This is a genomic window from Streptomyces sp. GMY02 (genome assembly GCF_019056675.1).
Taxonomy (GTDB): Bacteria; Actinomycetota; Actinomycetes; order Streptomycetales; family Streptomycetaceae; genus Streptomyces; species Streptomyces odonnellii.
In genome coordinates this window covers 523,416-538,654 of the sequence record NZ_CP077658.1, presented here as the reverse complement: position 1 = coordinate 538,654, position 15,239 = coordinate 523,416, and the positions used below count along the sequence as shown (strand labels likewise).

Annotated in this window: 14 protein-coding genes; 12 read left to right on the top strand and 2 right to left on the bottom strand. The window is 71.4% G+C overall.

What is annotated here, in order from left to right:
- Positions 1 to 17 precede the first annotated feature (17 nt).
- Genes KQY30_RS02285 through KQY30_RS02275 form a run of 3 tightly spaced genes read left to right on the top strand, consistent with a single transcriptional unit; the run spans position 18 to position 2,307 of the window.
- Positions 18 to 698, top strand: coding sequence for an ABC transporter permease (locus KQY30_RS02285; RefSeq protein ID WP_217305315.1), 681 nt, complete (start codon positions 18 to 20; stop codon positions 696 to 698).
- Positions 695 to 1,369 (top strand): ABC transporter permease, encoded by a 675-nt coding sequence (locus tag KQY30_RS02280; protein WP_217305314.1) that lies wholly within the window; start codon positions 695 to 697, stop codon positions 1,367 to 1,369. The genes KQY30_RS02285 and KQY30_RS02280 overlap by 4 nt, the downstream gene beginning before the upstream one ends.
- A gap of 29 nt (positions 1,370 to 1,398) precedes the next feature.
- Entirely contained in the window at positions 1,399 to 2,307 is a 909-nt protein-coding gene (locus tag KQY30_RS02275) for an ABC transporter substrate-binding protein (RefSeq protein WP_217310679.1), read from the top strand.
- 59 nt (positions 2,308 to 2,366) lie between these two features.
- On the opposite strand, the gene KQY30_RS02270 is transcribed toward KQY30_RS02275, so the two are convergent.
- On the bottom strand, positions 2,367 to 3,539 hold the full coding sequence (locus KQY30_RS02270; RefSeq protein ID WP_217305313.1) for an ABC transporter ATP-binding protein: 1,173 nt from the start codon (positions 3,537 to 3,539) through the stop codon (positions 2,367 to 2,369).
- Positions 3,540 to 3,871: 332 nt separating this feature from the next.
- On the opposite strand from KQY30_RS02270, the gene KQY30_RS02265 reads away from it, so the two are divergent.
- The 7 genes from KQY30_RS02265 (at position 3,872) to KQY30_RS02235 (ending at position 10,418) form a co-directional block, all read left to right on the top strand.
- The gene (locus tag KQY30_RS02265; RefSeq protein ID WP_217305312.1) at positions 3,872 to 5,188 is read left to right on the top strand and encodes an alpha/beta fold hydrolase; all 1,317 of its coding nucleotides are present in this window, start codon (positions 3,872 to 3,874) and stop codon (positions 5,186 to 5,188) included.
- 160 nt (positions 5,189 to 5,348) lie between these two features.
- Positions 5,349 to 5,618 carry a DUF5133 domain-containing protein gene (locus tag KQY30_RS02260; protein WP_217305311.1) on the top strand — a complete coding sequence of 90 codons (270 nt, stop codon included), beginning with the start codon at positions 5,349 to 5,351 and terminating at the stop codon, positions 5,616 to 5,618.
- A gap of 198 nt (positions 5,619 to 5,816) precedes the next feature.
- Entirely contained in the window at positions 5,817 to 6,785 is a 969-nt protein-coding gene (locus KQY30_RS02255) for an NADPH:quinone oxidoreductase family protein (RefSeq protein WP_217305310.1), read from the top strand.
- Positions 6,782 to 7,975 (top strand): acyl-CoA dehydrogenase family protein, encoded by a 1,194-nt coding sequence (locus KQY30_RS02250; protein ID WP_217305309.1) that lies wholly within the window; start codon positions 6,782 to 6,784, stop codon positions 7,973 to 7,975. The genes KQY30_RS02255 and KQY30_RS02250 overlap by 4 nt, the downstream gene beginning before the upstream one ends.
- On the top strand, positions 7,972 to 9,099 hold the full coding sequence (locus KQY30_RS02245; protein ID WP_217305308.1) for an acyl-CoA dehydrogenase family protein: 1,128 nt from the start codon (positions 7,972 to 7,974) through the stop codon (positions 9,097 to 9,099). The genes KQY30_RS02250 and KQY30_RS02245 overlap by 4 nt, the downstream gene beginning before the upstream one ends.
- Before the next feature lie 137 nt (positions 9,100 to 9,236).
- Positions 9,237 to 10,103 (top strand): phosphatidylinositol-specific phospholipase C/glycerophosphodiester phosphodiesterase family protein, encoded by an 867-nt coding sequence (locus KQY30_RS02240; RefSeq protein WP_217305307.1) that lies wholly within the window; start codon positions 9,237 to 9,239, stop codon positions 10,101 to 10,103.
- Positions 10,104 to 10,223: 120 nt separating this feature from the next.
- The gene (locus KQY30_RS02235; protein ID WP_217305306.1) at positions 10,224 to 10,418 is read left to right on the top strand and encodes a hypothetical protein; all 195 of its coding nucleotides are present in this window, start codon (positions 10,224 to 10,226) and stop codon (positions 10,416 to 10,418) included.
- A 57-nt stretch (positions 10,419 to 10,475) separates the two neighbouring features.
- Here the strand turns inward: KQY30_RS02235 and KQY30_RS02230 are convergent, their stop codons facing one another.
- Positions 10,476 to 11,348, bottom strand: coding sequence for an LLM class F420-dependent oxidoreductase (locus KQY30_RS02230; RefSeq protein ID WP_217305305.1), 873 nt, complete (start codon positions 11,346 to 11,348; stop codon positions 10,476 to 10,478).
- Positions 11,349 to 11,588: 240 nt separating this feature from the next.
- On the opposite strand from KQY30_RS02230, the gene KQY30_RS02225 reads away from it, so the two are divergent.
- Both KQY30_RS02225 and KQY30_RS02220 read left to right on the top strand, forming a co-directional pair.
- On the top strand, positions 11,589 to 13,760 hold the full coding sequence (locus tag KQY30_RS02225) for a glycoside hydrolase family 27 protein (protein ID WP_217305304.1): 2,172 nt from the start codon (positions 11,589 to 11,591) through the stop codon (positions 13,758 to 13,760).
- A gap of 188 nt (positions 13,761 to 13,948) precedes the next feature.
- The gene (locus tag KQY30_RS02220) at positions 13,949 to 15,238 is read left to right on the top strand and encodes an ABC transporter substrate-binding protein (protein ID WP_217305303.1); all 1,290 of its coding nucleotides are present in this window, start codon (positions 13,949 to 13,951) and stop codon (positions 15,236 to 15,238) included.
- Position 15,239: the final 1 nt, after the last annotated feature.

Below are 15,239 nucleotides of genomic sequence, written 5' to 3'. Positions count from 1 at the left end.
GAGGCTGCAATGGACGGGTGACCGCGCCTCCCGACGACTGCCTCGCGCGCAATGAGTGGATCTGCGGCGCCTATCTCTCCAGCCGCCGCACGATCCTCTGGGACGCGGTGCTCGAACACCTCCGGCTGACCTTCTCCGCCGTCCTGCTGAGCCTGCTGATCGCCGTCCCCCTCGCGCTCGCCGCCCGCCGCTGGCGCTGGGCGGGCGCCCCCGTACTCGCGGTCACGACCATCCTCTACACGATCCCCTCGCTCGCGATGTTCTCCCTGCTGCTGCCGCTGTACGGGCTGTCCGCCTCGCTCGTCGTCGCCGGTCTTGTCCTCTACTCGCTCACCCTGCTCGTACGGAACATCCTGGCCGGACTGCGCGCGGTGCCCGAGGACACCCGGCAGGCCGCCCGCGGTATGGGCTACGGCCCCGTACGGCTGCTGCTCGCCGTCGAACTGCCGCTCGCGCTGCCCGCCTCCCTGGCGGGACTGCGGATCGCGACCGTGTCCGCGGTCTCCCTCGTCACCATCGGCGCGATCGTCGGCTACGGCGGGCTCGGCAATCTCATCTACGAAGGGATGAACACCTTCTTCAAGGCGCAGGTGCTCACCGCCTCCGTCCTCTGCGTCCTCATCGCCGTCGCCGCCGATCTGCTGCTCCTCGGACTCCAGCGGCTGCTCACTCCCTGGACCAGGGCGGCCCGCGCGTGAACACCCTCGCCGCCGCCTGGGCCTGGCTCACCAGCGCCGCGCACTGGTCGGGCCCCGCCGGGGTCTGGCACCGGCTCGGCGAGCATCTCTATCTGACCGTTGTCTGTCTCGCCCTGAGCTGCGCCATCGCCCTTCCGGTCGCCCTGGTGCTGGGCCATCTCGGCCGAGGCGGTGCGCTGGCCGTCAACATCTCCAACGTCGGCCGGGCCGTCCCCACCTTCGCCGTCCTGGTCCTGCTGCTCCTCACCCCCGTCGGTGGGTACGGGGACTGGCCGACGATCATCGCGCTGGTCCTGTTCGCGATTCCGCCGCTGCTGACCAACGCCTATGTCGGGATGCGGGGCGTCGCCCCCGAGGTGGTACGGGCCGCCCGCGGCATGGGCATGACCGGCCGTCAGCTCCTGTGGCGGGTCGAGGCGCCGCTCGCCCTGCCGCTGATCCTCACCGGGGTACGGATCGCCGCCGTACAGCTCGTCGCGACCGCCACACTGGCGGCCCTGATCGGCGGCGGCGGGCTCGGCAGGATCATCACCGCCGGATTCAATCTCGCCGACACCCCGCAAGTGGTAGCCGGCGCCGTGCTCGTGGCGGTGTTCGCGCTGCTGGTGGAGGCGGTGTTCGAGGTGGTGCAGAAGTTCGGCCCGCGGTGGGCCAGGGGCGGCGCCGGGTGAGACCGCTCCGTACCGCCGTCGTGGCCGTCATGCTGCTGACCGTCACGGCCTGCACCTTCGGACCGTCCCTGGAGCACCGGGGCCGGATCACCGCGCCGCCCGGCAACAGCAGCCGGCTCACCATCGGCTCCGCGGGCTTCACCGAGAGCGATCTGCTCGCCGAGATGTACGCGCTGCTGCTCGACCGGGCGGGCTACCACACCCGGATCCTCTCCGTCACCAACCGGGAGATCTACGAACCGGCCCTGGAGAGCGGTCAGATCGATGTCGTACCCGAATACGCGGCGACCTTCGCGGACTGGCTGAACACCAGGACCCATGGCCCTGACGCCAGGCCGGTCGGCTCGCCCGACCTCGCCGCGACGATGCGGGCGCTGCGCGCGCTGGCCGCGCCGCGCGGGCTCGTGGTCCTCGCACCCGGCCGGGCCGTCGACCAGAACGCCTTCGCCGTCGCCGCCTCCTTCGCCAGGAAGCACCGGCTGAGGACGCTCAGCGATCTGGGCGCGTCGGGGCTGCCGATCAGACTGGCCGCGGGCGACGAGTGCGTGGAGCGGCCCTACTGCGCGCCCGGGCTCAAGAAGACCTACGGCATCCGCATCACCGCGATCGACCCCAAGGGCGTCGGCACCACCCCGGCGAAGAAGGCGGTGCAGGACGGCGAGGACCAGATGGTGCTGACCACGACCACCGACGCCACACTCGACCAGTTCGGTCTGGTGATCCTCGAAGACGACAAGCACCTCCAGAACGCCGACTACATCGTCCCGGTCGTCAACCGTGCCCGGGCCGGGAGCGCGCGTGTCACCCGGGCACTGGACCGGCTGAACACCGTGTTGACGACCAAGGACCTGGCGTCGCTGAACGAACAGGTCGACAGTTGGCGCAGGCTCCCCGAGGACGTCGCCCGCGCCTATCTGAAGTCGAAGCACCTGATCTGACCGGCGTACCGGCAGGCCCTGTGCGACCGGCGGGCCCGGCAAGATCCGAACGGGAGGCCCTACGCGTCCGAGACCGAGTCGAAGTCCACCTCGTCCCGTCCGATGCCCTGCGCGTCCGCGTCGACCGAGCGGCGCAGCGCCTCATGCAGCTTCGCCGGGGTCAGCACCCCCAGAAAGCGCGCCCCGTGCGCCTCGTCCAGGACCGCCACCCAGCCCGCGTCATGCTGGAGCATCTCGCTGAACGCCTGCTTCAGCGGCGAGCCCAGCGGCACCCAGGCCTCCATCCGGCTGGCGAAGTCGCCGACGGAACTCCGCTCACCGGCCCTGGCCAGCGCGTCGGCGGACACCCAGCCGTGCAGCTCGCCCCCGGAGTTCAGCACCACCGCCCAGCGGGCGCCCTCGGCGCGCATCCGGGCCGCGGTGTCCCGGGCCGGCTCGTCGGTCCTGGCCACCGGGGGCTCCTCCAGATCGGCCGGTTCGACGGCGGTGACCGACAGCCGCTTCAGCCCGCGGTCCGCGCCGACGAAGCGCGCGACATACGGGGTGGCGGGGGTGCCGAGGACCGCGGCCGGGCTGTCGTACTGCTCGATGTACCCCTCCCCGTACACCGCGATACGGTCACCCATCCGTACCGCCTCCTCGATGTCGTGCGTCACCATCAGCACGGTCTTGCGCATGGCCGCCTGGAGCTTCAGGAACTCGTTCTGGAGCCGCTCGCGCACCACCGGGTCCACCGCGCCGAACGGCTCGTCCATCAGCAGTACCGGCGGATCCGCGGCCAGGGCGCGCGCCACCCCGACCCGCTGGCGCTGCCCGCCGGAGAGCTGCGCCGGATAGCGCGGACCGTACGCCGCCGGGTCCAGCCCCACGAGGTCGAGCAGCTCGGCCGCCCGGGCACGCGCCTTCGCCCGCTTCCAGCCGATCAGCGCGGGCACGGTCGCGGTGTTGTCCAGGACCGTGCGGTGCGGGAAGAGCCCGACGTCCTGGATGACATAGCCCATGCGGCGGCGCAGGGCGACCGGGTCGACACCGGAGATGTCCCGGCCCTCCACGAAGATCCGGCCCGAGGTGGGCTCGATCAGCCGGTTCACCATCATCATCGTGGTCGTCTTGCCGCACCCCGACGGCCCCACCAGTGTCACCAGCTCGCCCTCGGCGACCTCGAAGGACAGATCACGCACAGCGGCCGTACCGTCCGGATAGACCTTGCCGACCTGCTCGAACCGGATCATGTCCCCACGCTAGGCCCTGTCTGCCACATCCCGCCTGGCCTGCGACACCCGGCACGCACGTTCGCTGCGTTGTCGGAGTCAGCCGAGTACGCCCAGTACGAGGCTGATCCTCCGCCTTGCGATCGCACGCACCGGACGCCGCAGGCCCCGCCCTGCGGGCGGACGGCGCTATGTGGCGGACAGGGCCCAGGAGCCGCCCGGCCGTCGCGCACACCGAGCGGCCCGGTCCGGTGCGCGGTCCGACGGGGGTACGGGCGGGCCCGCGCGGCCCGTGTGCTGAACTGTCCGCCGTGACCGCCCCCGGCCGGGGCGAGCGAGAACAGGAGCACCCCGTGACCAGCTACCGACAGCCCGGCGTCGTCCTCACCGACCACCGTTTCTCCGTCCCGCTGGACCATGCCGACCCGTCGGGGGAGCGGATCGAGCTCTTCGCCCGTGAACTCGTGGCGAGCGGCAAGGCGGCCACGGACCTGCCCTGGCTCGTCTATCTGGAGGGCGGTCCCGGCTTCGGCGTACGCAGGTTCAACGGCCGGCAGGCCTGGCTCGGCCGCGCCCTCCAGGAATTCCGGGTGCTCCTCCTCGACCAGCGCGGCACCGGGCTCTCCACCCCGGCCAACCGGCAGACCCTGCCCCTGCGCGGCGGCCCGCGCGAGCAGGCCGACTACCTCGCGCACTTCCGCGCCGACTCGATCGTCCGCGACTGCGAGACCATCCGGCCGCGGCTCACCGGCGGTGCCCCCTGGACCGTGCTCGGCCAGAGCTTCGGCGGATTCTGCGCGGTCCACTATCTCTCCATTGCCCCCGAGGGGCTGCGCACCGTTCTGATCACCGGCGGTCTGCCCTCCCTGGACGCCACCGCCGACGAGGTCTACCGCGCCGCCTATCCCCGGGTCGCGCGCAAGGTCGAGGCACACTACGCCCGCTATCCGCAGGACATCGCACGGGCCCGCCGGATCGCGGAGCATCTCGCGGGCCACCGGACCGTACTCCCCACCGGATACGTCCTCACCCCCGAGGCCTTCCAGTCGCTGGGCATCCTGCTCGGCGGCAGTGACGGCAGCCACCAGCTCCACTATCTGCTGGAGAACGCCTTCGTCCGCACGCCCGGAGGCGAGACGCTCTCCGACACCTTCCAGGAGGGCGTGACGACGGCCCTCTCGTACGCGGGGCACCCGCTGTACGCCGTACTGCACGAGGCGATCTACGCCCAGGACGGCCGGTCCACCGACTGGGCGGCCGACCGGGTCCGCGCCGAGTTCCCCCGCTTCGACGCGGCCAAGTCCCTCGCCGGGGAAGGCCCGTTGTACTTCACCGGGGAGAGCATCCACCCCTGGCACTTCGAGGCCGACCCGGCGCTGAGCCCCCTGCGCGAGACCGCCGAGCTGCTCGCGGCCCGTACGGACTGGCCGTCGCCGCACGGCGGCGTCCGGCTGTACGACACCGCGCGGCTCGCCGCCAACGAGGTGCCGGCCGCCGCTCTCGTCTACCACGACGACATGTATGTCGACACCGAACACTCGCTGCGCACCGCGCGGGCGATCCGGGGTCTGCGTACCTGGGTGACGAACGAGTACGAGCACGACGGACTGCGGGCCGGCGCACCGCGCGTACTGGACAGGCTGCTGGCGCTCGCGCGGGGCGAGGACTGAGGGGCCAGGGCTGCGGGGCGAGGACTGAAGGCCGAGGACCGAGGGATCCCCGGGCGCGGACCGGGCCGGGCGGCGTCGCCGAGCGGATACGGATCGACGGGGTGACAATGACCCCGAGGGGACTGGTGCCACGCTGCGCGCGAGGCGGGAGGTGGTGGACATGCTGCTGCCGGACAGACATCTGGTCGCCGATCTGCTGGCCCGTTACCGGGCCTGGGAACGGCTGGTCCTCGCCGATCCGCTCGATGAGGCCACCCGCGGGCGGTTCGAGGATGTCGCGTACACCCTCTGTGTCCTCATGGGACAGCGCACCGCCCGTGAGGCGATCTGGCACGCGGAGACATATCTGCGCAGAACCAGGCCCGTTCCGATCTTCCCGGACGGAACGGAGCCCGCGGGCCCGGGAGTTCACGAGGCCATCGCCGAGTGACCCGGCCCGTACGACCGTCGCGGGCCGGCCCCGTGGCCGGTTGATCCGGCGCGGGGCCGGCTGACGGAACGCGGGGCCGGCTGCGGGAGAAGCGTGGGGCCGACGCTCCATACCCCCTGGGCGGGCTGTTCCCACAGGGGCAAGCGACCGCTTAGTATGCGGTCGAGTGCGGTACTGCCCATCGTGTGGAGGCCCCCAATGCAGGCATGGCGAGTGCACCGGAACGGCGAGCCGGGCGAGGTGATGCGGCTCGAAGAGACGGCGCGTCCGGTGCCCGGCGAGGGGCAGGTGGCGCTCCGGGTCCGCGCCGCGAACATCAACTTCCCCGACGCCCTGCTCTGCCGGGGTCAGTACCAGGTGCGCCCACCGCTGCCCTTCACCCCAGGCCTGGAGATCTGCGCGGAGACCGAGGACGGACGGCGGGTCATCGCCGCCCCCGCCCTGCCGTACGGAGGTCTCGCCGAGTACGTCGTCGCCGACGAGGCCGGACTCCTCGCCGCGCCCGAATCCCTGGACGACGCCGAGGCCGCCGCGCTCCATATCGGCTACCAGACCGGCTGGTTCGCACTGCACCGCCGGGCCCGTCTCCAGGCGGGGGAGACCCTGCTCGTCCACGCGGCGGCCGGCGGCGTCGGCAGCGCCGCCGTACAGCTCGGCAAGGCCGCCGGAGCCACCGTCATCGGCGTCGTCGGCGGCCAGGACAAGGTCCGGGTGGCCCGTGAGCTGGGCTGCGACGTGGTCGTCGACCGCCGTACGGACGATTTCGTCGCCGCCGTCAAGGAGGCCACCGGCGGTCGGGGCGCGGATGTCGTGTACGACCCGGTGGGCGGCGACGCCTTCGCCAAGTCGGCGAAATGCGTGGCCTTCGAGGGCCGGATCGTGCTTGTGGGCTTCGCGAGCGGAGTCATCCCCAGCCCGGCCCTGAGCCATGCCCTGGTGAAGAACTACTCGCTCCTGGGCCTGCACTGGGGCCTCTACCGCACCAAGGACCCGGCGGCGGTGGCCGGTTGCCACCAGGAGCTGACCGCGCTCGCCGACCGGGGCGCGATCAAACCGCTGATCAGCGAGCGCGTCCCGATGAAGGGCGCCGCCGACGCCGTCCAGCGGGTCGCCGACGGCACCACTACCGGCCGGGTGGTCGTACTCCCCGAGGGCGTGGCCCGATGACCGACGCGGCCGAACTCCTCGCCCTCACCCGGAAGCTGCTCGCCGAGCACCCGCCGGCCGGGACCGCCCGTACCGACTTCCTCAAGGCGCGCTTCGACGCCGGACTCGCCTGGGTGCACTACCCCGCCGGACTCGGCGGCCTCGACGCGCCGCGCTCCCTCCAGGCCGTCGTGGACGCCGAGCTGGCCGCGGCGGGCGCGCCCGACAACGATCCGCGCCGGATCGGCATCGGTCTCGGCATGGCCGCGCCGACCATCCTGCGCTTCGGCACCCAGGAACAGAAGGAACGCTTCCTGCGTCCGTTGTGGGTCGGCGAGGAGGTGTGGTGCCAGCTCTTCTCCGAGCCCGGCGCCGGGTCCGACCTCGCCGCGCTCGCCACCCGCGCCGTCCGCGAGGGCGACCCTGTCTCCGGCGACTGGATCGTCAACGGACAGAAGGTATGGACCTCCAGCGCGCATCTCGCCCGCTGGGCCATCCTCATCGCCCGTACCGACCCGGAGCTGCCCAAGCACCGCGGCATCACCTACTTCCTCTGCGACATGACCGATCCGGGTGTCGAGGTACGGCCGCTGCGCCAGATCACCGGCGAGGCCGAGTTCAACGAGGTCTTCCTCACCGATGTACGGATCCCCGACGCCCACCGCCTCGGCGAGATCGGCGAGGGCTGGAAGGTCGCCCAGACCACCCTCATGAACGAACGGGTGTCGATCGGTGGTGCTCGGCTGCCCCGTGAGGGCGGCATGATCGGCCAGGTCGCCCGCACCTGGCGCGAGCGCCCGGACCTGCGCACCCACGACCTCCACCAGCGGCTGCTCACCCTCTGGGTGGAGGCCGAGGTGGCGCGGCTGACCGGGGAGCGGCTGCGCCAGCAGCTCGCCGCCGGGGAGCCGGGCCCCGAGGGCAGCGGAATGAAGCTCTCCTTCGCCCGGCTCAACCAGGAGATCAGCGGCCTGGAGGTCGAACTCCTCGGCGGGGAGGGCCTGTTGTACTCCGACTGGACGATGAGCAGACCCGAACTGGTCGACTTCACCGGTCGCGACGCCGGATACCGCTATCTGCGCTCGAAGGGCAATTCCATCGAGGGCGGTACGAGCGAAGTGCTGCTGAACATCGTCGCGGAACGTGTCCTCGGCCTGCCCTCCGAGCCGCGCAACGACAAGGACGTCGCCTGGAAGGACCTGACGCGATGAAGGTGCCGCCGAACACGTCGGAAGCCGCTCCCGACCTGCTGTACTCCGACACCGAGGACGATCTGCGCGCGGCCGTACGGTCCCTGCTCACCGATCGCGCCGATGTGCCGGCCGCGCTCGTGCGCGCCGAGTCCGGCAATCCGTACGACCCCGAGCTGTGGTCCTCCCTCGCCGCCGGGATCGGTGCCTCCGGCCTGCTCGTCCCGGAGAAGCTCGGCGGCCAGGGCGCGGGCCCGCGCGAGGCCGCGGTCGTCCTGGAGGAACTGGGCCGGAGCGTCACGGCGGTCCCCTACCTGACCAGTTCGGTCATGGCGACCGAGACCCTTCTCGCCTGCGACGGTGAGAGCACCAGCAGCACACATGTCGCGGGGCTGCTCACCGCGCTCGCCCATGGCCACCGGGTCGCGGTCCTGGCCGTCCCGCTCACCACCGCCCCGGACGGGCCGCTGCCCGCCGGCGCGGCCGTCGTCACCGGAGTCGCCGACGCGGTCCGGGCTGATGTTCTGCTGGTGCTGGGGGACGACGGGCTGTACGCGGTCGAGACAGCCTCACCGGGCGTCATCGTCGAAGAGCTGACCCCGCTCGATCTGACCCGTCCCCTCGCCACGGTCACCATCGACGCCACCGCCGGACTGCGGATCGCCGAACCGCCGCTGGCGGAGGCAGCGGTTCGGCGAGGGCTGCTGGCCGGGGCCGGGCTGCTCGCCTCCGAACAGCTCGGGATCGCCGAATGGTGCCTGGCGGAGGCGGTCGCGTACACCCGCGGCAGGCACCAGTTCAACCGTCCCGTCGGATCCTTCCAGGCGCTCAAGCACCGGATGGCACACCTCTGGCTGGAGATCGTCTCCGCGCGCGCCGCCGCCCGCAACGCGGCCGACGCGCTGGCCACCGGCAGCCCCGACGCACCGCTCGCGGTGGCCCTCGCACAGGCGTACTGCGGGCGGGTCGCGGTCCACGCGGCGGAGGAGTGCGTCCAGCTCCACGGCGGTATCGGAATGACCTGGGAGCATCCGGCGCATCTCTATCTCAAGCGTGCCAAGTCTGATGAGATCGCGCTGGGTTCACCGGGCCGGCACAAGGAGACCCTGGCGGCGCTGGCCGGTCTGCCGGGCCCCCGGGGGTAACGAACGGGTGCGGGGCCGGGGAGTCTTTGAATCGTACATGGCAAGAGAGCGAACTCTCCCCGGCAACCCCCCGGCCACCCCTCACCGCGGCGGATACTCCACTGGTCCGCGCCCCACCGCGCTCACCCGGAGGCATCATGGCCCTCACCACCCGCCGCAGAGCCGTCAGCGCGCTCGCCGCCGCGCTCGCGGGAGCCGTCGCGACTCCTTCGTACGCCCAGGCCGTCACCAGGATCCCGGCCGGCTGGGGTCCCCGGCCGCTGCGCCAGGCCCATGCCCACAACGACTACCTGCACCCCCGCCCGCTCCTCGACGCCCTCTCGCACGGTTTCACGAGTGTGGAGGCCGACATCTTCCTGGTCGACGGGGAACTCCTCGTCGCCCATGAGCCCGCCGCGCTCGACCCGGCCCGTACCCTCCGGAAGCTCTACCTGGACCCGCTGTTCGCGCGGGTACGGGCCAACCACGGTTTCGTGCACCGGGGTTACCACCGGCCCGTGCAGCTTCTCATCGACATCAAGACGGACGGCGTCGCCGCCTACAACGAACTCCACCGCCAACTCACGGCGTATCGCTCGATGCTGAGCACGTACTGGTACGGTTCCGTGCGCCTCGGCGCGGTCACCCCGGTGATCTCCGGCGACCGGGCGGCCCGCGAGCCGATGGAGGCGCAGCGGGTGCGGTACGCGTTCTACGACGGGCGGCTCGAAGACCTCGGGACCGCGGCGCCCGCGTCCTTCGTGCCGCTGATCAGCAGCAATTGGACCCAGAGCTTCGACTGGCAGGGCGCGGGCGACTTCCCCGCCGAGGAGCACGCCGAGCTGTGCCGTATCGTCACCGCCGCGCACAGCCGCGGTCAGCGCGTACGGTTCTGGGCGACGCCCGACGCGGCGGGCCCCGAGCGGGACGCCGTCTGGGCGGCGCTGCTCGCCGCCGGGGTCGACCACCTCAATACGGACGACCTGGCGGGTCTCGAACGTTTCCTGCGCGACCACGAGCGGTAGTCGCGACCCCCGGCCTCAATCACTCGTACGGCGGACACGCCACTCGGGGGAACGGGCCCCCTCCTCCGCCACACTGGCGGCCGAATGCCGCTATTCCGGTGCGGCGGAGGAGGTTTGTCGATGGCCATCTCGATCTCAGTGGTGCTGCTTCTGCTGATTCTCGCGGCGATCTTCATGCGGATGGGCGGACTGAAGTTCTCGCACGCGGCGGTCTGTGTCCTGCTCGGGTTCTTTCTCGCTGGTACGAGCATGGCGCCGACCATCGCGAACGGGATCAACGCCACAGCCGGGGTGGTCAGCAACCTCAGACCATGACCACCCGTGGCGTCCGTTCGCGGACGCCACGGGTACGGGCGCGGAGGGCGGTGGCGGTCAGCCCACGATCCCGGCGAGGCGGCGCCACCCGGCGCGGGGGAGCGGCCCCGGAGCGCCGGCGGTGCTGCCGGGGGTGACGACCTGGAGGGCCACATGGTCCGCGCCGGCCGCGTGGAAGGCGTCGATACGGGACCGGATCCGGGCGTCGTCGCCCCAGGCGTACACCGCGTCGATGAGCCGGTCGCTGCCGCCGTTCGCGAAGTCGTCCTCGGTGAAGCCCAGCCGCAGGAAGCTGTTCGTGTAGTTCGGCAGCGTGAGATACATGCCGAGGTAACCGCGGGCCGTGGCGCGGGCGGTCTGCGGGGCGGAGTCCAGGACGACCTTCAGCTCAGGCGCCAGAAGGGGTCCCGCGCCCAGGATTTCCCGGGCCTGCGCGGTGTGCTCGGGGGTGACGAGATACGGGTGGGCGCCGCCCGCGCGGTCACGGGAGAGTTCGAGCATCTTCGGGCCGAGCGCGGCCAGTACGACCCGCTCGGCGGGGACCTTGGCGGCGTCCAGGGCGTCGAGATAGCCCACCACGGACGAGTACGGGCGCTGGTACTGCGCGGCGAACTTGGCGTGGCTGGCGCCGATACCGAGGACGAAACGGCCCGGGTGCCGGGACTCCACCTCCAGGAACCGGGCGGCGGTGTCCGCGGCCTCGTGCTGCCAGATGCTGAGGATGCCGGTGGCGACGGCGAACCGGGAGGTGGCCTCGATGAGCGGCACGGCCTGCTCGACACCGCTGCCGCCCAGCCAGGCGGCCCCGAAGCCGAGTTCCTCCAGTTCGGCGGCGGCTTCGCGGATTTCGGCGTCCGGCGTGGCGCCCCCGGGGCGGAGCGCCGCGCTCCAGATCCCGTAGCGGCCCACGGACTCCTGCAGAGTAACCATCGTCTTGTCTCCCACATGTGCTCGATGTCCAGCGACGTCGGTGCCAACTCGGGCCGGACGCCCGGCTATTCCGGTGCCGTGGATCTTCGCCCGAACGGCTGCGAGCACCCGAATTTAAGTTAATTAGTAATAATCGTTGACAGGCTTCGAGTGCGCCGCCACAGTCTTCGTCGTGGCGCGGCCCCCTGATTCCCGGGGCGCCGTTCGCCAGGTATCCCCAACTCTCGGGAGAGGCAAGTGATGTCGCATCGTGCAGGGACGGCGCGGGCCCGTCGTGCCGTGGCCGTTCTCGGCGCCGTCGTGCTCTTGGCGGTGGCCGTGCCCACCGCCGGGGCCGCCGGAGCCAGCGAGCCCGCTCGGGCCGCTGCCCGGCCGCAGCCGCGGGACGAGGGCGCGCCGCCGTACTACAACAGCGGGCTCGCCCCCACCCCGTACATGGGCTGGAACACCTACTACGGTCTCGGCGCACCGACGGAGGCCGAGGTCAAGGGAGTTGCCGACCATCTCGTCAGCAGCGGTCTCAAGGACAGCGGTTACGACATCGTCTGGCTCGACGGCGGCTGGCAGGCGGACACTCCGCGTGACAGCGCCGGACGTCTCACCGCGCACCCCGGCCGTTTTCCCTCCGGCATCCCCGCCCTCGTGTCATATCTGCACCAGCGCGGACTGAAGGCGGGCATCTACACCGACGCCGGTACCTACGACGGCGGCAGGACCTGCGGGCTCGGCAGCCGCGGTCACTACACCGAGGACGCGCGGCAGTTCGCGGAGTGGAAGATCGACGCGATCAAGGTCGACTTCCTCTGCGGGATCACCGAGAAGGCCGATCCCGGGCCCGCCTTCAAGGAGTTCAGCGACGCCGTCGCCGTGTCCGGCCGGCGCATGCTGCTCAATCTGTGCAATCCGCTCACCGACGACTGGGGTCTGCCGCACACCCCGGCGCAGGACGCGCACAACGCCTTTGTGTACGGTCCGACGACCGCCGATTCCTGGCGTACCGGCACCGACATCGCCTGGGGCACACCGACGGCCGGCCAGTGGCCCAACGTCCTGCGCAACATGGACGCCAACGCCTGGCACCCCGAGGCGCAGGGCCCGGGCCGCTACAATGACCCGGACTATCTGATCCCGATGCGCAAGCTGGCAGACGGTTCGTACGAGCTGACCGAGGAGGAGTCCACCACCCAGCTCGTGATGTGGGCGGAGATGGCCTCCCCGCTGGTCATAGGCTCCGACCCGCGCACCCTGCCGCAGTCGATGATCGACACCCTCAGGAACCCGGAGATCCTGGCCGTCGACCAGGACCCGCTCGCCGTTCAGGGCGTACGGGTCGCCACCGACGCCACCGGCGACGTCTACAGCAAGGTGCTCCAGGGCAGCGGCAAGCGCGCCGTCGTGCTCCTCAACCGCTCCGACCGCCCGGCCGAGCGCACGGTGAGGTTCGCCGACGCCGGGCTGGCGGGGGACGTCGCCGTACGGGACCTGCGGGCCAGGCAGAGCCGCGGGACGCACTCCAATTCGTACACCGTCGACGTACCCGCCCACGGCACGGCGTTCCTCCTGCTCAAGGGCGAGGACGACGCTCCTGGTGTCGCGCTCGGGGTACGGTCCGGGGCCACGCCCGCGCTGGTGCGGGACGGCGACCGGCTGACCGCGTTCACCCGGGGTACGGACGGTTCGCTGCGGCAGCAGACCGGGCGCGACGGCCAGTGGTCCGCGCGGACCACCGGCCTCGGCGGTCCCACACAGGGCCGGATCCTCGGGCAGCCCGCCGCCTACGGTTCCTCGAACGGCCGGATCGACGTGTTCGTGCGCGGCACGGACGGCGCGGCCTACCGGCGCGGCTTCGCCGACGGCCGGTGGGGCCGCTGGCAGAAGCTCGGGGGACGGCTCGCGGACGCGCCGGGTGTGGCGTACGAGAGCCCCGGCCGGTGGACCCTCTTCGCCCGGGGCGAGGACGGGCTGATCCACACGCGGGGCGCGGACTCCGGCTGGACCTCGTTCCGGGGACCGGACGGGGTGGCGCTGTACGGGCGGCCCTCGGCCGTCGTCGACTCCGCCGGCCGTACGCATCTCGCCGTCCGCACCGCCGACGACTCGATCAGGCTGCGGGTACGGGACGCCGACGGCACCTGGTCGGCCTGGTCGTCGCTGGGTGGGACCGTGAGCGGCAGCCCCACCCTCGCCGTCGCGGGCGACACCGTACGGCTCTTCGCGCGCGCCGGTGACTACACCCTCTGGCAGCGCACCTACGACACGGGGACCGCGACCTGGAACGACTGGTCGCAGCGCCAGGGCTATGCCAGCGCGGTCTTCGACGGCGAACTGGCGGCCGTCGCCGGGCCGGACGGCTCCTCCGTACTGACCCTCTTCCGCGGGGTCGGCGACCAGGTCCACCAGGCGACCGCCTGAAACACCGCCCGGGGCCGTACGGCCCGACCGGTCGTACGGCCCCCGGGATCAGGCCTGGTCGGAACATGAGCAAATAAATTAGTAATTAATCTTGACGGTGGCTCCGTGCCACGTCAGTCTGTATCAGCCGAACGAGAGCCCGGCCGTCAGGGCGCCGGGCCCCGTTCCGTGGGCGCATAGGGAGTCCCATGAACACCACAGCACACAGCCGACGCGGGTTTCTCGCCGGCGCCGGAGCCATCGGCGCCGCCGCGCTGGTGAGCGGCTGCGTCACCTCGTCGTCATCGGGCGGCTCGTCCTCCTCGGGCGGCGCGGTCACCCTGCAGTCCAATCTCTCCGCGCCGCAGGCCAAGTCCGCGATGCAGCAGGTCATCGACGCCTTCAACAAGCGGGGCGGTGCGCGGGGCTCGCTCAACACCGTGGCCTCGGAGACCTTCCGCACCCAGCTTCCGACCTACCTCACCTCGGCCAACCCGCCGGACCTCTACACCTGGTACCCCGGCTCGGTCGCGGAGTCGTACGCGAAGAAGGACCTGCTCCTCGATGTCAGCGACATCTGGGAGAAGCCCGAACTGGCCGGATACTCGGACGCGTTGAAGAAGCTGTGCACCGACTCGGCGGGCAAGAAGGTCTTCGTCCCGACCACCTACTACTGGTGGGGCGTCTTCTACCGGAAGTCGAACTTCGCCAAGTGGGGCGTCAAGGAACCCAAGACGTGGGACGAGTTCCTCGGCCTGTGCGACACGCTCAAGGGCAAGGGTGTCGCGCCGATCGGCCTCGGCGCCGGAGGCAACACCCCCTGGGTGGCTTCGTCCTGGTTCGACTATCTCAACATCCGGATCAACGGTGCCGCCTACCACCGTGATCTGCTCGCCGGAAAGCACCGCTTCGACGACCCCGAGGTCCGCAGGGTCTTCGACCGGTGGGGCGAGGCCCTGCCGTACTTCGACCCCAACGGGACCGCGCTGCCCTTCCAGGACGCGACCACCGCGCTCCTCCAGGGCCGTACGGGCATGATGCTGATAGGCACCTTCTTCGCCGACTCCACGCCCAAGGACCAGCTCGGCGACATCGACTTCTTCCGGTTCCCGGTGATCGACCCGAAGATCCCGCTCGCCGAAGAGGCCCCCACCGACGGCTACTTCGCCAGCGCCCGCACCGGCCGCAAGGAGGAGACCAAGGAACTCATGCGCTTCCTGGCCACCGCCGAGGCGCAGGAGATCTACCTCAAGGGCTCCTCCGGCACCTCCTTGCCGACCCACCCCGACGCCAAGGACAGCGGAACGCCCCTGGTCATCAAGGGCCGCAAGCTGATCGACGACGCGGCGGACCTCACCCAGTTCTTCAACCGGGACTCCAGCGACGCCCTGTCGCCCACCGCCGACAACGCGCTCACCCGGTATCTGGCCAAGCCCAAGGAGATCGGCTCCATCCTCACCACCTGGCAGCGGGACGCGCAGAAGATCTGGAGCCAGTGAC

Excerpts from the sequence above, each read along its gene's own strand:
- KQY30_RS02245 (WP_217305308.1), top strand. The coding sequence starts at position 7,972 with ATGAAGGTGCCGCCGAACACGTCGGAAGCCGCTCCCGACCTGCTGTAC.
- KQY30_RS02240 (WP_217305307.1), top strand. The coding sequence starts at position 9,237 with ATGGCCCTCACCACCCGCCGCAGAGCCGTCAGCGCGCTCGCCGCCGCG.
- KQY30_RS02225 (WP_217305304.1), top strand. The coding sequence starts at position 11,589 with ATGTCGCATCGTGCAGGGACGGCGCGGGCCCGTCGTGCCGTGGCCGTT.
- KQY30_RS02250 (WP_217305309.1), top strand. The coding sequence starts at position 6,782 with ATGACCGACGCGGCCGAACTCCTCGCCCTCACCCGGAAGCTGCTCGCC.
- KQY30_RS02235 (WP_217305306.1), top strand. The coding sequence starts at position 10,224 with ATGGCCATCTCGATCTCAGTGGTGCTGCTTCTGCTGATTCTCGCGGCG.
- KQY30_RS02220 (WP_217305303.1), top strand. The coding sequence starts at position 13,949 with ATGAACACCACAGCACACAGCCGACGCGGGTTTCTCGCCGGCGCCGGA.
- KQY30_RS02230 (WP_217305305.1), bottom strand. The coding sequence starts at position 11,348 with ATGGTTACTCTGCAGGAGTCCGTGGGCCGCTACGGGATCTGGAGCGCG.
- KQY30_RS02270 (WP_217305313.1), bottom strand. The coding sequence starts at position 3,539 with ATGATCCGGTTCGAGCAGGTCGGCAAGGTCTATCCGGACGGTACGGCC.
- KQY30_RS02255 (WP_217305310.1), top strand. The coding sequence starts at position 5,817 with ATGCAGGCATGGCGAGTGCACCGGAACGGCGAGCCGGGCGAGGTGATG.
- KQY30_RS02260 (WP_217305311.1), top strand. The coding sequence starts at position 5,349 with ATGCTGCTGCCGGACAGACATCTGGTCGCCGATCTGCTGGCCCGTTAC.
- KQY30_RS02275 (WP_217310679.1), top strand. The coding sequence starts at position 1,399 with ATGCTGCTGACCGTCACGGCCTGCACCTTCGGACCGTCCCTGGAGCAC.